Raw genomic sequence first — 15,627 nt, 5'->3', positions numbered from 1 at the left:
ACGCTAATGCAAATAATAACTATTTGCAATAACATTAAGGCCGTTAATGATGACCGCTGAAGGATTCACTTCGATGAGGGCGGTTTTTGATGGCGATTTAACCAAGGAAAAATCATAAATATGTTTAAATATAATAAGATAACAGCATTATGGACTGCGACTCTGGCGGTATCTTCGATCGGGAATCAGGCGCTGGCGGCGGAGGAAACGCTTGTCGTCACCGCGGGCAGTAGCGAAGATCCTACAGCGCCGCTTAAGGGAATAGTGGCCACCAGGACGCTATCCGCGACAAAAACCGCCGCAGAGATCGTCAAAACGCCGCAGTCAGTATCGGTGGTTACCCGCGATCAAATGCGCGCGCTGGACGTCACCTCGGTATCCCAGGCGCTGCGCTATAGCGCGGGCGTTTTTACCGAATATCGCGGTTCATCTAACCGCAACGACGAGGTTTTCGTTCGCGGCTTTAGCTATGTGCCCAAGTTTCTCGATGGCCTGAGCTACGGCGCGACGGCCTCCTCGCAAACCGGTACTTTCGACCCGTGGCTGCTGGAACGCGTCGAGCTGGTACGCGGCCCGGCCTCGGTGCTGTTTGGCCAGGTAAACCCCGGCGGGCTGATCGCCATGACCAGCAAACGCCCTGTCAGCCAGCCGATTCATGAACTGCAGTTCCGCACCGGCAATCATCATCTTGCCGAAGGCGCTTTCGATTTTGGCGGCCCGCTGAGCGATGATGGCCGCCTGCTCTATCGTCTGAACGGGATCGCCCGTACCCAGAATAGCCAGGTTGAAGATTATAAAGAGACGCGGATGGCCATCGCCCCCGCCCTCACCTGGTATCCTGATGACGCCACGCGCATGACGTTATTAACCAGCTATCAGAAAGACCCGGATGCCGGTTACCGTAACTTCCTGCCGCGCTACGGTACGGTGGAAAGCGTCGACGGCAGCTATATTCCGCGTGATTTTAACGTCAGCGATCCCAGCTACAATCAGTCGTGGCGGGAACAAACGATGATTGGCTATGAATTTGAGCACCAGCCAGACGATACCTTTACTCTGCGCCAGAACGCCCGCTACGCCACCATCAAACAGAAGTATCGCTACCTGGTTTATTCCAGTAGCCCCGCCAACAGCTCGGTACTCTCCCGCCGCGCCCAGCATGAAACGCGCCAGACCGATGAGTTTGGCATTGATAACCAGCTCGAAGCAAAGTTTGCCAGCGGCCAGGTGGCCCATACGGTGATTGGCGGTCTGGATTACAAAACCAGTAAAGATAAGCAGTATCTTGGCCGGGCCGGAGGCTCGCAGTACGATCTCGACTGGCGCAGCCCGACCTACGGCGTTAGCGTCGATGAAAGCGCCTTCAGCCCCGCCACTAATGAACAGCAAAATCTCGATCAGGCTGGGGTCTATGTTCAGGATCAGCTGAGCTGGCAGAACTGGGAACTGTTAGTTTCCGGGCGCTATGACTGGGCGGAAGTACGCACCACCGATTTTACCGATGCCAGCAGCACCCAGCAGAATGATAATAAGTTCACCTGGCGCACCGGCCTGCTGTACGCCTTTGATTTCGGTCTTTCCCCCTATATCAGCTACAGCACCTCCTTTGAACCTAACCTGCAAACCAACCGCGCGCCTGGCGTTGGACCGTTCGATCCCAGCGAAGGCAAGCAGGTAGAAGTCGGCGTGAAATACCAGCCTGACCCAAACGCGCTAATCACCCTTGCGCTGTATGATTTAACGCAAAGTAACGTCGCCACCTACAACAGCGCCGCCGGATGGTTTGAGAATAGCGGTAAAGTGCGTTCCAAAGGGGTTGAGGCCGAAGCGCACGCGACGCTCTTTGAGAATCTCAATCTGATCGCTTCATACACTTATACCGATGCAGAAACCGTCAACACTACCGTTGTCGGTACCGAAGGGAAAACGCCAGCGCGTATTCCGACCCATATGGCTTCAGCCTTCACCAGCTATACCCTGCCGGACGGCGCGCTGAAAAGCCTGACTGCGGGAGTGGGCGTACGCTATATCGGTACCAGCTATGGCGATGCGAAAAACACCTTTAAGGTTCCGGCAGTAGATCTGTATGACGCCATGGTCAGCTATGAATTGGGCGAGCTAAACTCGAGCCTGAAAGGCGCGCAGGTACAGTTCAACGTAAACAACATCGCGGATACCAGATATGTGGCCTCCTGCGCCAGCGATAGCGCCTGCTTCTACGGCATTGGTCGGACGGTGACGGCAACGGTCAGCTACGCCTGGTAAGAACAGCCTCCGCCGGTTTCCCCGGCGGACGCTTTTTCAGTGCGCGCGGCTGTGATTTTCTTTACGGTAGGCACCCGGCGGCTGGTTAAACGTACGGGTGAAGATGCGGGTAAAAGTTTGCTGCGAGTCAAAGCCGTATTTCAGGCAAATATCGTAAACCCGCTGATCGGTATCGCGCAGATCGCGCGCCGCCAGCAGCAGCTTACGCTCGCGGATATAGCGCCCCAGACTCTCCCCTTTGTACTGTAAAAACAGTCGTTGTAAATGCCACTTCGAATAACCGGCATGGCGCGCAATATCGTCAATACGTAGCGGTTGATGCAAATTTTCATCAATCCACTCGACGATAGTATCAATGACCTGAGCGGAAATAGTCATATGTCCTCTCTCCTCCTGAACCACTCTCATCGTTAGCGCCACCAGGCGTTAAATGATTGCGTTTTATCAGCGACCCAAACCGGCTCACCCAGCATAGGCGTCAGCAGTCGCCACGGTCGCCCTGTGCTGGCCTCCGCCAGTCGTTTATACGGATCGTCCCACGTGTGTTTTGCCAGCACGAAGCGCCCGGCATGGCCCGGCAGCACCGCGCGTGCATGAATATCGTCAGCGGCCTGCGCCGTCTCTTCCGGCATCATGTGGATGTACTTCCAGTCCTGGTCATACTGACCGTTTTCCATGATCGCTAAATCCACTTCGCCAAACTGTTCGCCAATGGCTTTAAAGTGCGGGCCGTAGCCGCTGTCGCCGCTGTAGTAAATTTTCTGCTGCGGGGTAACGAACATAAAGCTGGCCCATAGGGTCTGGTTGCGCTTGAGGCCGCGGCCGGAAAAGTGGCGCGCGGGCAGGACGTGTACCGTCAGCTCATCGCTCACCTGCAGCGCCTGATTCCAGTCCGCCTCGCTGATTATCGCGCTCTCCATTCCCCAGTAGCGCAGGTGCGACCCCACGCCTAGCGGCGTTATCACGCGCTTGACCTTCGGCATCAGGGCTTTGATGGTGGCGTAATCGAGATGATCATAGTGATCGTGCGAGATGATCAGCAGGTCGATCTCCGGCATTCCCTCAGCGTGCCATGGGTAATCCCCGGTAAAGGCCTTATTAATAAAAGAGAAGGGTGCGGCATAGTTGCTAAATACGGGATCAATCAGGATGCGTTTGCCCGCCAGCTGCAGATACCAGGAGGAGTGACCGAGCCAGACCATCGCGTCCTGCCCTGACGGCAGGCCCACCAGGTCGGTGTTCACCAGCGGCAGCGGTTGGGCCGGTCTGGCGTTCTCGCGCCTGGCGACGAGAAACTCCCACCACGCGGCCAGCATATTTTTTTGCCCGGTAAAACCCGGCGTCGGGAGCTGATTGTGAAACTGGCCGTCATGATAGTGCGGCGACTGTTCCACCAGGCTGAGCTGCGCGCCCTGCGGCGCCTGGCCAAATCCGGCATTTAACACAAACGGCAAAGTTGTTGCTGACGCTAATAACATGATGGCGACCACGCTGAAAATGACACGGTTCATATCCTGACCTGGCGAAATCCTCCTTCCTGGAGGTTTTTGTTATAAGGGTTGATTATGAGTGAGTAAGCACTCATTATTAGGAAGAAGCTGAAAGTCGTCAAGACGATTTTCAAATTTTGACAGACAACGTTGCAGTGCCCGTACCGGGCATGCTTAGATCGTGGTTTTATAACCTGTGAGGTAAAGTGTAGTGGCTCGTCCTAAGAGTGAAGATAAAAAGCAAGCGTTACTGGAGGCCGCAACCGCCGCCTTTGCCCAGTCGGGAATCGCCGCCTCAACCTCCGCTATCGCCCGCAGCGCCGGGGTAGCCGAGGGGACGCTGTTTCGCTACTTTGCCACCAAGGACGATCTGCTTAACGAGCTTTATCTCTCTATCAAATCGGGGTTAGTACAGGTCATGGTGGCCAGTCTTAAACCGAACGAATCCCGTCCGAAAGAGAACGCCCGCAATATCTGGAACAGCTATATCGACTGGGGTATGCGCAAACCGATGGAGCATAAAGCCATACGCCGCATGTCCCTGAGCGAACGGATTACCGATGAAACGCGTACCCGGGTTAAAGAGATGTTTCCCGAGCTCAACGAGATATGCCAGCTTTCGGTTAAGCCAATTTTTCTTAGCGATGCCTATCGCACCTTTGGCGATGCGCTGTTTCTGTCGCTGGCGGAAACCACGATTGAGTACGCCAGCAACGATCCGCAGCGTGCCCCGGAGCTCATTGCGCTGGGCTTTGAGGCAATGTGGCAGGCGTTACATGAGGATACGCGCTGATGGACCACCGCTCGCTGCATGACCACGCGCACCGTATTGCGCTGGAGCTTCCCTTTACCGAGCACTGCTGGCCGTTCGGCCCGGAGTACGATGTGTTTAAAGTCGGCGGGCGGATTTTTATGCTCACCGCAACGGTACGCGGCCGCGCGCTGGTCAACCTGAAGTGCGATCCGCAAAAATCGCTGCTTCATCAGGCCATTTACCGCAGCATCGAGCCCGGCTATCACATGAACAAAAAGCACTGGATCACCGTGGTTCCCGGCGAGGATATCAGCGTGGACCTGCTGGCGGAGCTGATTGATGATTCGTGGAATCTGATCGTCGATAAACTGAGCAAAAAAGAGCAGCAGCGGCTGCGCCCGGGGTGATTTTCAGCGCTGCGCGATAAGTGTTATCGCATTTTTGCCCCTTATCATTTGCCCGCCATCGCTGTACTCTTCCTTCACGAAACGCACCCGCAAGGGGTTGTAAACAGTGAGGAAGAGTATGGATATCGTATCGGTTGCCTTAAAGCGCTACTCCACCAAGGCATTTGACGCCACCAAAAAGCTAACTGCCGAGCAGGCGGAAAACCTGAAAACGCTGCTGCAGTACAGCCCGTCAAGCACCAACTCCCAGCCGTGGCATTTTATCGTTGCCAGCAGCGATGAAGGCAAAGCGCGCGTCGCCAAAGCGGCGAGCGGCACCTACGTGTTTAACGAACGTAAAATTCTCGACGCATCGTACGTGGTGGTGTTCTGCGCCAAAACCGCAATGGACGACGCCTGGCTTGAGCGCGTGGTCGATCAGGAAGAGGCCGATGGCCGCTTTGCTAACGCCGAAGCCAAAGCGGCAAACCATAAAGGCCGCACCTTCTTTGCCGATATGCACCGCAAAGATCTGCATGACGACGACCAGTGGATGGCGAAGCAGGTGTATCTGAACGTCGGCAACTTCCTGCTGGGCGTGGCGGCAATGGGCCTGGACGCCGTACCGATTGAAGGCGTCGATTTCGCAATTCTCGATGCCGAATTTGACCTGAAGGCCAAGGGCTACACCAGCCTGGTCGTGGTGCCGGTCGGCCATCATAGCGTTGAAGACTTTAACGCCTCCCTGCCGAAATCACGCCTGCCGCAGGCGACGACGATTACCGAGATTTAATTCCCTTCTGCCGGGAACGCCCGGGCCATGGCGCAGCAGCGTCTCGCCCGGGACTTTCTCCCCCCCCACTCTTTCCCCCTCTTTTTCTGCCGTTTGTGCCAGGTTTCCGGCGCTAATAAGCCCGCTTGTGCCAGGAATAACGCCTTTAGTGTGAACCAGCCGCTTTAATTAATTGATAAATAATAATTTTTATTTCTGGCACGCCCTTTGCTCTTAACAGATACCACTATCTGGATGAAGGAGAAACCGGGTGAAACATATCTATGTGGCCAGCCACGGCCATTTTGCTCGCGGACTGGTGAACAGTTTATCGCTGCTGATTGGCGACGAACACGGCGTTATCCCGGTCTGCGCCTATGACGAAGATATCGTGACCACCGAACAGCTGGAGCAAACCCTGGAGCATCTCATCGTCCAGGCGAATGGTGATGAAGTGGTGATCTTTACCGACCTGCTTGGCGGCAGTATCAACAATAGCGCCGTGAGCGTCTTGATGCGCCATCGTAACGTTTTCGTGGTCGCCGGCATCAATCTGACTCTGCTGCTGGAGTTTCTGCTGTGCGAAGAAGCCACTACCGAGGCCGCGATTGTCTACGCCACCGGCGCGGCGCGTGAATCCATTGTTTTCATCAACCCTCTACTAACACAACCATCCTCTGACCCACAGGGAGAATCTCATGATTAAACTCGTGCGCATTGATTATCGGCTGCTGCACGGCCAGGTGGTTTTTGCCTGGACCCGAGCGCTGGATATCGACCATATCATCGTCGCTAACGCCAAAGCCGCGGCGGATGCCTTCATTACGATGTCGCTTAACCTGGCCAAGCCGGCGGGCGTCACGCTGGACATCGCCACCGTTGAACAGGCGGCGGAAAAGCTTAACGGCGGCAAGTTGGATCATAAAAAAGTCATGGTGGTCCTTGGCAATACTGCTGAAACCCTCGCGCTGGTAGAAAAAGTCCCGGGAATTAACGCCATTAACTACGGCGGTCTGCCGCAGAAGGAGGGCGCAAGACAATTCGGCAAGGCCATCTATCTGACCGAAGAGGAAATCGCCGATAGCAGAGCGCTGAAAGAGAAAGGCATTCGGCTGGAGATGCGTCAGGTACCCGCCCACTCGGCCGAGCTCCTCAACGAACAACTTTAACTTCGGAGGTCACTATGTTGCTCACCGCAACGTTACTCGGACTGATTGCCGCCCTGGGGATCCTCGATGGCCGCCTGCTTGGGGTATCGATGATCGACCGGCCGCTGGTGATGTGCGCCCTCACCGGTCTGGTCTGCGGCAATCTGCATGAGGGGATTCTGATTGGCGCTACGCTGGAGCTTATTTTTCTCGGCAACGTCGCCATCGGCGCCGCGCACCCACCCGATATCGTGACCGGCTCCGTACTGGCGACCGCGTTTTCGATCATGTCCGGCCGCGGTCCGGAGGCTGCGCTCACCATCGCCATCCCCGTCTCAATGCTGGCGCAAACGCTGGGCATTCTGGTACGCGTGGTGAACGCCCGCTTCGGTCATCTGGCGGACCGCTATGCGGCGCAAGGTAATACCCGGATGGTCGGCCTGATGCACCTCGGCGGTCCGACGCTGCTCTATTTTTTAAACGGATTTCTGCCGGTTTTTTTCGCCATCCTGCTCGGCTCTTCGGCGGTTAGCTGGTTCCTTGAGGCGATTCCGCCGGTGATCACCAACGGATTGATCGTCGCCAGTAAGATCCTGCCGGCGCTCGGCTTCGCCCTGCTGATCAGCATGATGCTCAGCAGCAAACTTATGCCGTACCTCGGTCTGGGCTTTCTGATAGCGGCATATACCAAACTGGATATCATCGCCATCGCGCTATTCGCCGTGGTGTTGGCTTTTATCATCAGCCAGTTTCTTAATCTTAAGCAGCAGGAGAGCTAATCATGAGTGAAATGACGCAGACCCTGTCAGGCGCCGCCCAGCCGCAAAGCGATGACGCAAGCCGGGTCACCGCTCGGGATTTACGCAGCGTGTTCTGGCGCTCCTTTACGCTGCAGGGCTCGTGGAACTACGAGCGCCAGCAGCATATGGGCTACGCCTTCGCAATGTCGCCGGCCCTGAAGCGTATCTATCAGGACCCGACGGAATTGGGGCGCGCCCTGCAGCGCCATCTGGTGCTGTTTAACACCACGCCGCACCTCTCCACCTTTATCTTCGGCTTGTCGATCGCTATGGAAGAGGAGAATCAGCGCAATCCCGAATTTAATGAAGAATCGATAAACGCGATTAAAACCAGCCTGATGGGGCCGCTGGCGGGTATCGGTGACTCCATATTCTGGGGGTCATTGAAGGTGATTGCCGCCGGGATGGGGATTTATTTCGCCCAGCAGGGCAGCCTCCTGGGACCGATAATGGCGTTGTTAGTTTATAACCTACCGCATCTGTTGTGCCGCTGGTATGGGCTGAAGCTCGGCTATCGGGCTGGCACCACCTGGCTGATGCGGATTTACCAAAGCGGACTCATGGATCGGGTCACCTATATCGCGTCAATCGTTGGCCTGATGGTCGTCGGCGCGATGACCGCCAGTATGATAGATATCACCACCCCGCTCAGCTTCACTGCCGGGCAGACGACCATGAAGGCACAGGAGTTTATCGACAAAATACTTCCTTCGCTGCTGCCTCTGCTTTTCACCCTTGGGATGTACAAGCTGATCCGTAAGGGAGTCAACATCAACTGGATCCTGTTAGGCACCATCGCGTTTGGCATGGCGGCCAGCGCGTTAGGCCTGCTTTAAGAAGAGGAATATTACCCATGCACGTAGAAGACTATATGAATGAAACCCCCGCTCGCCTGCTCGCTATGCTAACGCAGACGCGGGAAGATCTCTGGCAAGCGGCGAAAGCGCTGGCGGATCGCGGGATCTCTCGAATCATCTTGACCGGTTCCGGTACGTCTTACCACGGCGCGCTGACCGCGCGGTCGTTTATGCAGCAGTGGTGCGGCATCCCGGTCGATGTATACTGGCCCTTCCTGCTGGACGAGATGGCACTTTCCCTCAGCGGCAAAGCGCTGGTCATCGGCATTTCTCAGGGAGGCGGCAGCCTCTCCACTCTCGCCGCAATGGAGCGCGCCCGGGCAGCCGGGCACCTTACCGCTTCCATGGCCGGGGAAGCGCCAGCTGCCATCGACCAGGCGGCAGATTTGATCCTGACGGTCCCCTGTGGAGAAGAGCGCGCCGGCGCCAAAACCAAAGGTTATCACTGCACCATACTCAACCTGATACTGCTTGCGCTTGCCGTCGCCAGCCGCCAGCAGCGCCTGAGCGATGAGGAGCGCAAGGCGCTACTCGTCCGCATGGAGAGGACGTTCAATCATATGCCGACGCTCATTGAGGCCTCGCAGGCGTGGGTTCTCAATCACGCCCGGCCGCTTATCGACAGCGCAGATATTCGCCTGACCGGCCCGGCAGGGCTGTTTGGCACCGTTCAGGAAGGCGCGCTAAAGATGCTTGAAACGCTGCGCTGCCCGGTGGCCGGCTATGAATTTGAGGAATTCATCCACGGGATCTATAACGCCTTCAATGAGCGTTCAACCCTGATTATGCTCGATCCGCATCCCGATGAGCGCCAGGATCGTCTGGCGGAAATACTGTCTGGTTGGACGCCGCATATTTATCGCATTGGCCCGCTTGTTGACAATAACGGTAAGAACATGCCCTTTACGTTTATTAACGATCCAGACTTTGCAATCTTTGAATATATTATTCCATTGCAAATGGTTTGCGCCAGACTACCGCCAGTGAAGGGTGTCGATCCCGCAATACCTAAGGATCCGCAGTTCCACCAGAAAATGAAAAGTAAAAAACTTAATTAAATAATGCCCTGTAAAAGTTATCCGCCATGCAGCGGAGGACCCTTTACATCTCAAGGAGACCAATATGTCTATAGCTCAGAAAAACGCCCACCATATTATTCGCGATATTTTAACCAGGCAACGTATTGAACGCGTGTGGTTTGTTGGCTGCGGGGGTTCGTTGACCGGCTTCTGGCCGGGGAAATATTTTCTCGATTGTGAAGCGAAAAAGCTGGCCGTCGGCTATGTGACCAGTAATGAATTTGTCCACGCGACGCCGCAAGCATTAGGGGAAAATAGCGTGGTGTTCCTTGCCTCTCAGCAGGGCAACACCGCTGAAACGGTCGAAGCCGCCCGCATCGCGCGTCAAAAAGGCGCGGCTACGATTGGACTGGTATATACCCCCGGCACGCCGCTGTGCGAACACAGCGATTACACTATCGAATACTGCTGGGCTCGCTATCCCGAAACTGTCGATCCGACACAGCAAAAAGCGGCGTACAGCCTGTGGCTGGCGCTGGAGATCCTGGCGCAAACAGAAGGATACGACCATTACGCTGAGATGGTCAGCGCCTTTGCCAGTTTTGAATCCGTGGTGCGCGGCGCTCAGCAGCAGGTGCAAGCGGATGCGCAGCATTTTGCCGAAGCCTGGAAAAGTGAAAAGGTCATTTATATGATGGGCAGCGGTCCTTCGTTCGGTGCCGCGCATCAGGAATCCATCTGTATTCTGTTGGAGATGCAGTGGATTAACTCCGCCAGCATCCATAGCGGCGAGTATTTCCACGGCCCCTTTGAGATTACCGAACCGGGAACGCCGTTCATTTTATTAAAAAGCAGCGGCCGCACCCGTCCGCTGGACGATCGCGCGATCCGCTTTATCGAACGCTATCAGGGAAAACTGCAGATTATTGACGTGGAAAAAGTGGGAATTGATGCGCTTCACGCCAGCGTGCGCGAATATTTCTGCGGCCTGCTGCACAACTGCGTTCTTGATGTGTACAACCTGGCGCTGGCCACCGCCCGCAACCATCCTCTGACCACCCGCCGCTATATGTGGAAAGTCGAATATTAATTCGCTAACCCTCTGCCAGCCCCGGCAACCTGCTCCGGGGCTGCGCTGAGGATTACCAGCGAAAATCGTCAACGCGTAATTCAAAAATATCGTGAATATAACCAATTTCCGCTACCGGCAGCGTCACGTTATAGAGTATTTTCAGGCGCTGAAACGAGTGGTTCACCATAGCAATAAATTCTCCGTGCTGGCGAGAAAATTGCTCAAGATTTTTATAATGGGTAATTTCATTACGCATTACCAGACGCTCAATCATGCAGCTGAGATGCACATACAGGCTAATAATTAAATTATTATTAAAATTAAAGCCAAGCGTGTTTTGCCACTCTGCAATAATAGTCTCAATATGGCTCATCGTTTTTCCGGCATTCAGTATCGTCAAGGAGTTGACGACGTTATGCAGCGAAAACTCACGAACCATATTTTTATTAATCAGCGCAATTTGCTTCTCATTGAGATAGCCGCTTAAGAGCTGACTGAGATGCCGATGCCCCTGCTCGCCCAGCAGCTCTTCAATACCTACCCATGGCACCCCCGCCAGCTGTGGGTCGTGCGTACCCACAACCGCAATCACTTCATACTGGTGGAGCAAGGATATCGCCGTGCGGCTATTTTTTAAGCGCGTATACTCGCAGGCGATAATGTTAATATCAAAGTCGCTGAGCAGGCTCTTCTCCATCAGATTTTTAAATTTAAACGCAGTACCGATTCCGGTAATGCAGGTCACCAGCAGAGCACGCTCTTTTTTTTCTGTCGGCCAGAAGACATCCCAGCGCGACTGATTGAGCGGCACGATCTCTTCGGCAATATGTTCGATATTTTTCCCCAGCGCGATCTCGCTGGCGACGTTCAGCGCCATGCGCGTCGTGACGTTATCCACCACCACCAGCGGGCCGTTAATCACCGACAAAAGCGCATCGGCAATCTCTTTGGTATAGCCCATATCGATAAGCACCATGACTCCGGCTCGGGTATCGGTATGCTGGAGATAATCAACCACGGCGCGGCTGACGTCGCTGAACGCCACCTCCATCGGCATGTCCATCGCCTGGTAGATCTTCTCGCCAATCAGGCGATTGGCGACCCCCGCAATGCTGCTGGCGGTCGAATAGCCGTGGGCGATAATCACCGCTTTCACTTTTCCGCCGCTGGTCGCATCAATCGCATTGCTGACGATAGCGGCAACCGCCAGGCGGTCAAGCGTATCGATGAGCAGATCGTATTTGTTATTGACGACATCCAGTAGTTTGCCCGCGATACGCTGCGCCAGCCCCGCTGAGGACTCCAGCCAGCGCTGCATCACCAGACGCGCGGGCTCGGCAACGCTGCGCGGAGCAAGAGGCAGGCTGGTCAGGTAGCGGCCAGTAAGATAGGCGAATTCGGCATTCAGCTGGAGATCGTAATTGGCGGCGATCGCCTTGCCCACATCCTCAATAAAGCGCAGCCGCTTGTCCTGAAGAGAGACCGCGCTCTCCTGATTCATCAACGCATCGAGATAGAGCGTCACGTTTTGATAAATGAGCTTTTCAAAGGTCCTTGCGCTGATATTGTCCTTCCCGAGTTCCTCGCAGAGGCTGCAAATATTTTCCGTTAGCCGTTGATACTCATGATGACGACCGGAAAACAAAGGCTGCGCGTCGCCATCGCGGTAAATCATGACCCGTTCGCTATTTTGCTGAAGAGAAAAAGGCGCATCCGCCAGCAACCGGTCGGGCAGTAAACCCGCTTTTATCTGTAAAAGATCGCTATCCCGCTCGCCAAATGTCCAGGCGCTGGCGCAAATATTGCGGATCAAATTCTCTAGTCCGCCGACGTTACCCTCGAGCGTTTCGCGCATCAGCTGGCTGATGATTTCGCCGTCCAGCGCCAGATCGTGATGTAATCGCTGCGCTTCACGGCGAAAAAAGTGATGGATAAACGCCAGTCTTTCATACTGTCCACGCTCGGCGATCGGCAGGATTTTGACGATCACCGGAATACGACGAATAAAAGTCGCCAGGAAGTGCTTTTCCAGATCCTCCGTTGAAGCAAAAATCAGCCGTACCGTGGCGCTGCGCTCCTCGCTGCTCTCCCCCAGCCGCCGCCAGCTACCGTTATCCATAAAATGGAACAGCTTCTCCTGTCCTTCGGGGGGCAGACGATGAACCTCATCAATAAATAGTACCCCGCCGTTGCTGTTCTCGATAAGACCGGGGACTGATTTATCCGCACCGGTAAAGGCGCCCTTCGCGTGCCCGAATAATTTCGAGGTCAGCAGCTCTGGATTATTCGCGTACTCAGCGCAGTTAAACACGGTAAAAGGCGCATCAGCAGGCAAAACGCCCTGTTCCATCGCATAACGCCAGAGCTGGCGCGCAAGGAAACTTTTCCCCGTGCCGGTGGGACCGCGCAGCAGAAGCGGTAGACCTGCGCCGGGGTAGCTGATGGCGGCCTTGCACTGCCGCAAAGCTTCCTGCAGGCTGCCCTGAGCGCCTATCAGCTGCGCCAGACTATCCTGGCGCTCAGCGCACAGGGCCTGAAGGGAAGCGTATTCGCCGTGTCGAACCGCGAGGCGGTGGTGGTCGCGCAGCGCGGCAATGGGTAAAAACAGCACCGGGCGACCATTTACTTTGACCACCCGCTGCTCGCGATGGAGATTATTCAGATGATGGCTGATGATACTGCGTTTTTGCTTCAGGCTATCGGCAATCGCCATCGCATTAAACTCGCCAAGCGCTTCCGCGGTCAGCGGTCGCCCGACGATCCGTTGTTCTAGCTGGCGAAAAATCGACTCCTTATTCATCTTGCGCCCCTGTCAAAAGCGTAAAATTCGCTTATACGACAATTCGCGTAAGACGTCGCTGCCCCCTGCCACACTTCTTAAAAAAGCTTAATTATTCATGGGTTACCCTTCCCGCATGCCAGATGCGCTCCGCATAGCGGCCAATTACCGCCAGCGAGACTGCGAGGATCAGGAAAAATGCGACTTTGTGCATGCCATCCCAGAAGAACTCGAAGAAACGGGTATAGAGGTTGATCGCCAGGAACGTCAGACCGAAGCCGCGCAGCATGCCGTCGTCGGTTTTCAGGCTGATATAGATACAGATCCCCGCCGCCACGGCGAACAGCAGCCCCCACGGCAGCAGCTGCCTTTGCGCTATGCTGGACCAGCTATCCAGGTCATAGTTGCCAAAAATCGACAGGATCCACAGGGCGATAAACAGATAGATCAGCCCCATCGCTTTACTGACGGTAAACAGCTGGCGCTGGCGCAAAGCGTGTTGCGCGCCGTAGCAGAGCGCAAGCAGCGCGCCGCCGAACAGCACGAAGCGGATCGGGTAGTTCATGCCCAGCCAGTAGGCGCCCCAGCCCGAAACGTAGCCGGTTTCTGCACCGAACCAGTTGCCCAGCGACAGCAGAAAAAAGAGCCACACCAGCCCGGAGCGAGCAAAAAAGCCAATCGCGCCGTAAATCAGGCATCCGGCCAGGAACAGCGGCGCGATATGACCGCTGCCGGTATCCAGACGTTCGCCAAGCTGCCACAGCGCCACGGCGGTAAAAATAACCCCCAGAAAGAGGATCGCCTCGGTGCTGTAGTGCCACTGCGTTTCCCGCCGCTGGCGGCGAAAACCCCAGGCGTAGCAGGCCACCGCCAGCAGCGCGGGCAGGATGATTCGCGTCAGCGCCGAGCGGCTGAACAGGCTCAGCAGAAGCTCAATCAGGGCGCTGTCGGCAAACAGGCTGCCCAGCGCGACCAGCACGCAGGCCAGCGCGGTCCAGAACGCATAGCGGCTCAGCCGCTGCCAGTCGAAGGGAGAGACGCGCAGCGTTTGCGCCAGCCGCTGGCTATCCTCAGGGGCTAAATCGCCGCTGGCCTGCCACGCCTTTAGCGCGCGCTGAATAATGCGCTGCTCTTTACGGGTAATATTCATGGGCATTCCTTGAGACTGATGACAAACCTTTTTTTGGCTATTGTGCTCGCATTTCTGCCGGGTGGCGCCTTGCCGGGCCTACGAAAAACCGCAATATCAACCTGCTATGCAATGCGCTGTAGGCCTGCGCAAGCATCGCGCCGCCGGGCAGTTCCTGAAGATTGCACTTTGTCAGCAATCTGATTCCTTGTCATTAGTGTTTATCCAGCCACGCCAGCGCCCGTTCGCCCATTTCATCCATCGGCAAATAGACCAGCAGGCGCGAGCCGTTGCGCGGGGCCGAGTACCAGTACATCTGCTGCAGGCTGAAGCGTCCGAGCTGCGGATGGTTAAAGTTTTTCACCTGATTTTCCACCCCGCGCACCTCATAGCGCTGATGCCAGAGGGACTCAAACTCCGCCGACGCGGCAAAAAAGCGCGCCAGCTTATTCTCCCACAGCGGATCGCCGCGGTGCTCCGCCATCGCCGCGCGAAAATAGGAGACAAACGTCGCCAGCACATCGCGATTTTCAATACGGCTGCGCCAGGTTTCATTGGTCAGATACAGATAAATACAGTTGCGATCCTCTTCCGGAATGGTGGCGAAATCGATACCCATCAGGCGGCAGAAGCTGTCGTTCCAGGCCACAATATCGAAGCTCGGCTTCTGAATACTGGCGGGCTGCGGCATCAGGCTATCAAGCATCCGCCGGGTGCCGGGGCTGATGCCTTCGCATACCGTGACCTGCGCGGCTTCCGGCGGCGTCAGTCCGGCCAGGACAAACAGGTGCCGGGTCTCCAGCGGGCTGCACTGCAGCGCGTTCGCCACCGACACCAGCACGGACTCGGACGGATTAACGTCCCGCCCCTGCTCCAGCCAGGTGTACCAGGTGACGCCGACCTCCGCCAGCATCGCCACCTCTTCCCGCCGCAGACCCGGCGTGCGTCGTCGGCCAATGCGCGGCAACCCCAGGCGCTGCGGATCGAGGCTCTCACGCCGGGCGCGCAGAAATGCCCCCAGTTGTTTACGGGCATCATCGGGCGCGGCGATCGTCGATTCACGTTGCGGCATGGTCGTCATAAAACCTCCAGCATGGTAGTGCCAATACCAGTATAAGCAGGAACTGGTACCCGTTTAATTTATCGGTGATGCTAC

General features: G+C 55.9%; 15 protein-coding genes. 10 read left to right on the top strand and 5 right to left on the bottom strand.

Annotated features, from left to right (window positions below):
* Positions 1-120 precede the first annotated feature (120 nt).
* Complete coding sequence (locus K2184_RS23795; RefSeq protein ID WP_004111170.1) at positions 121-2,265, top strand: TonB-dependent siderophore receptor; 2,145 nt, start codon at positions 121-123, stop codon at positions 2,263-2,265.
* A gap of 36 nt (positions 2,266-2,301) precedes the next feature.
* On the opposite strand, the gene K2184_RS23790 is transcribed toward K2184_RS23795, so the two are convergent.
* Positions 2,302-2,643, bottom strand: a complete 342-nt coding sequence (locus tag K2184_RS23790) for a RamA family antibiotic efflux transcriptional regulator (RefSeq protein ID WP_004099996.1) — start codon at positions 2,641-2,643, stop codon at positions 2,302-2,304.
* Between the two features lie 32 nt (positions 2,644-2,675).
* Entirely contained in the window at positions 2,676-3,776 is a 1,101-nt protein-coding gene (locus tag K2184_RS23785; RefSeq protein WP_163524682.1) for an MBL fold metallo-hydrolase, read from the bottom strand.
* 190 nt (positions 3,777-3,966) lie between these two features.
* Here K2184_RS23785 and K2184_RS23780 point away from each other — a divergent pair, with 190 nt between their 5' ends.
* From K2184_RS23780 to K2184_RS23740, 9 genes are all read left to right on the top strand, one after another.
* Positions 3,967-4,548 (top strand): TetR/AcrR family transcriptional regulator, encoded by a 582-nt coding sequence (locus K2184_RS23780; RefSeq protein WP_004099994.1) that lies wholly within the window; start codon positions 3,967-3,969, stop codon positions 4,546-4,548.
* Positions 4,548-4,916 (top strand): MmcQ/YjbR family DNA-binding protein, encoded by a 369-nt coding sequence (locus K2184_RS23775; RefSeq protein WP_004099993.1) that lies wholly within the window; start codon positions 4,548-4,550, stop codon positions 4,914-4,916. The genes K2184_RS23780 and K2184_RS23775 overlap by 1 nt, the downstream gene beginning before the upstream one ends.
* A 118-nt stretch (positions 4,917-5,034) precedes the next feature.
* Positions 5,035-5,688, top strand: coding sequence for an oxygen-insensitive NAD(P)H nitroreductase (gene nfsB / locus K2184_RS23770; RefSeq protein WP_163524680.1), 654 nt, complete (start codon positions 5,035-5,037; stop codon positions 5,686-5,688).
* Between the two features lie 250 nt (positions 5,689-5,938).
* Positions 5,939-6,373, top strand: a complete 435-nt coding sequence (locus K2184_RS23765; protein WP_004111161.1) for a PTS sugar transporter subunit IIA — start codon at positions 5,939-5,941, stop codon at positions 6,371-6,373.
* Positions 6,366-6,836, top strand: coding sequence for a PTS sugar transporter subunit IIB (locus tag K2184_RS23760; protein ID WP_004099987.1), 471 nt, complete (start codon positions 6,366-6,368; stop codon positions 6,834-6,836). Before K2184_RS23765 ends, K2184_RS23760 begins: the two co-directional genes overlap by 8 nt.
* A gap of 14 nt (positions 6,837-6,850) precedes the next feature.
* Entirely contained in the window at positions 6,851-7,594 is a 744-nt protein-coding gene (locus tag K2184_RS23755) for a PTS mannose/fructose/sorbose/N-acetylgalactosamine transporter subunit IIC (RefSeq protein ID WP_004099986.1), read from the top strand.
* Between the two features lie 2 nt (positions 7,595-7,596).
* Complete coding sequence (locus K2184_RS23750; protein ID WP_004099982.1) at positions 7,597-8,451, top strand: PTS system mannose/fructose/sorbose family transporter subunit IID; 855 nt, start codon at positions 7,597-7,599, stop codon at positions 8,449-8,451.
* A 17-nt stretch (positions 8,452-8,468) separates the two neighbouring features.
* Positions 8,469-9,530 carry an SIS domain-containing protein gene (locus K2184_RS23745; RefSeq protein WP_163524678.1) on the top strand — a complete coding sequence of 354 codons (1,062 nt, stop codon included), beginning with the start codon at positions 8,469-8,471 and terminating at the stop codon, positions 9,528-9,530.
* 64 nt (positions 9,531-9,594) lie between these two features.
* A complete protein-coding gene (locus tag K2184_RS23740) occupies positions 9,595-10,581 on the top strand; it encodes an SIS domain-containing protein (RefSeq protein WP_163524676.1) in 987 nt (328 codons plus the stop codon).
* Positions 10,582-10,633: 52 nt separating this feature from the next.
* Here K2184_RS23740 and K2184_RS23735 read toward each other — a convergent pair whose 3' ends face one another.
* The 3 genes from K2184_RS23735 to K2184_RS23725 form a co-directional block, all read right to left on the bottom strand.
* Complete coding sequence (locus K2184_RS23735; RefSeq protein ID WP_142447618.1) at positions 10,634-13,363, bottom strand: sigma 54-interacting transcriptional regulator; 2,730 nt, start codon at positions 13,361-13,363, stop codon at positions 10,634-10,636.
* Between the two features lie 91 nt (positions 13,364-13,454).
* The gene (locus K2184_RS23730; RefSeq protein WP_016809122.1) at positions 13,455-14,492 is read right to left on the bottom strand and encodes a hypothetical protein; all 1,038 of its coding nucleotides are present in this window, start codon (positions 14,490-14,492) and stop codon (positions 13,455-13,457) included.
* 193 nt (positions 14,493-14,685) lie between these two features.
* Positions 14,686-15,552 carry a helix-turn-helix transcriptional regulator gene (locus K2184_RS23725; RefSeq protein ID WP_163524674.1) on the bottom strand — a complete coding sequence of 289 codons (867 nt, stop codon included), beginning with the start codon at positions 15,550-15,552 and terminating at the stop codon, positions 14,686-14,688.
* Between the last annotated feature and the right edge of the window lie 75 nt (positions 15,553-15,627).

Source organism: Klebsiella sp. K5-306 (assembly GCF_051835185.1).
Lineage (GTDB): Bacteria > Pseudomonadota > Gammaproteobacteria > Enterobacterales > Enterobacteriaceae > Klebsiella > Klebsiella oxytoca.
Note: the sequence above shows the minus strand (reverse complement) of the source record. Positions and strands in the feature narration are given on the sequence as shown.

Coding starts and splice junctions, on each gene's coding strand:
- K2184_RS23745 (WP_163524678.1), top strand. CDS start 8,469: ATGCACGTAGAAGACTATATGAATGAAACCCCCGCTCGCCTGCTCGCT.
- nfsB (WP_163524680.1), top strand. CDS start 5,035: ATGGATATCGTATCGGTTGCCTTAAAGCGCTACTCCACCAAGGCATTT.
- K2184_RS23760 (WP_004099987.1), top strand. CDS start 6,366: ATGATTAAACTCGTGCGCATTGATTATCGGCTGCTGCACGGCCAGGTG.
- K2184_RS23735 (WP_142447618.1), bottom strand. CDS start 13,363: ATGAATAAGGAGTCGATTTTTCGCCAGCTAGAACAACGGATCGTCGGG.
- K2184_RS23730 (WP_016809122.1), bottom strand. CDS start 14,492: ATGAATATTACCCGTAAAGAGCAGCGCATTATTCAGCGCGCGCTAAAG.
- K2184_RS23750 (WP_004099982.1), top strand. CDS start 7,597: ATGAGTGAAATGACGCAGACCCTGTCAGGCGCCGCCCAGCCGCAAAGC.
- K2184_RS23790 (WP_004099996.1), bottom strand. CDS start 2,643: ATGACTATTTCCGCTCAGGTCATTGATACTATCGTCGAGTGGATTGAT.
- K2184_RS23725 (WP_163524674.1), bottom strand. CDS start 15,552: ATGACGACCATGCCGCAACGTGAATCGACGATCGCCGCGCCCGATGAT.
- K2184_RS23755 (WP_004099986.1), top strand. CDS start 6,851: ATGTTGCTCACCGCAACGTTACTCGGACTGATTGCCGCCCTGGGGATC.
- K2184_RS23740 (WP_163524676.1), top strand. CDS start 9,595: ATGTCTATAGCTCAGAAAAACGCCCACCATATTATTCGCGATATTTTA.
- K2184_RS23785 (WP_163524682.1), bottom strand. CDS start 3,776: ATGAACCGTGTCATTTTCAGCGTGGTCGCCATCATGTTATTAGCGTCA.
- K2184_RS23775 (WP_004099993.1), top strand. CDS start 4,548: ATGGACCACCGCTCGCTGCATGACCACGCGCACCGTATTGCGCTGGAG.
- K2184_RS23795 (WP_004111170.1), top strand. CDS start 121: ATGTTTAAATATAATAAGATAACAGCATTATGGACTGCGACTCTGGCG.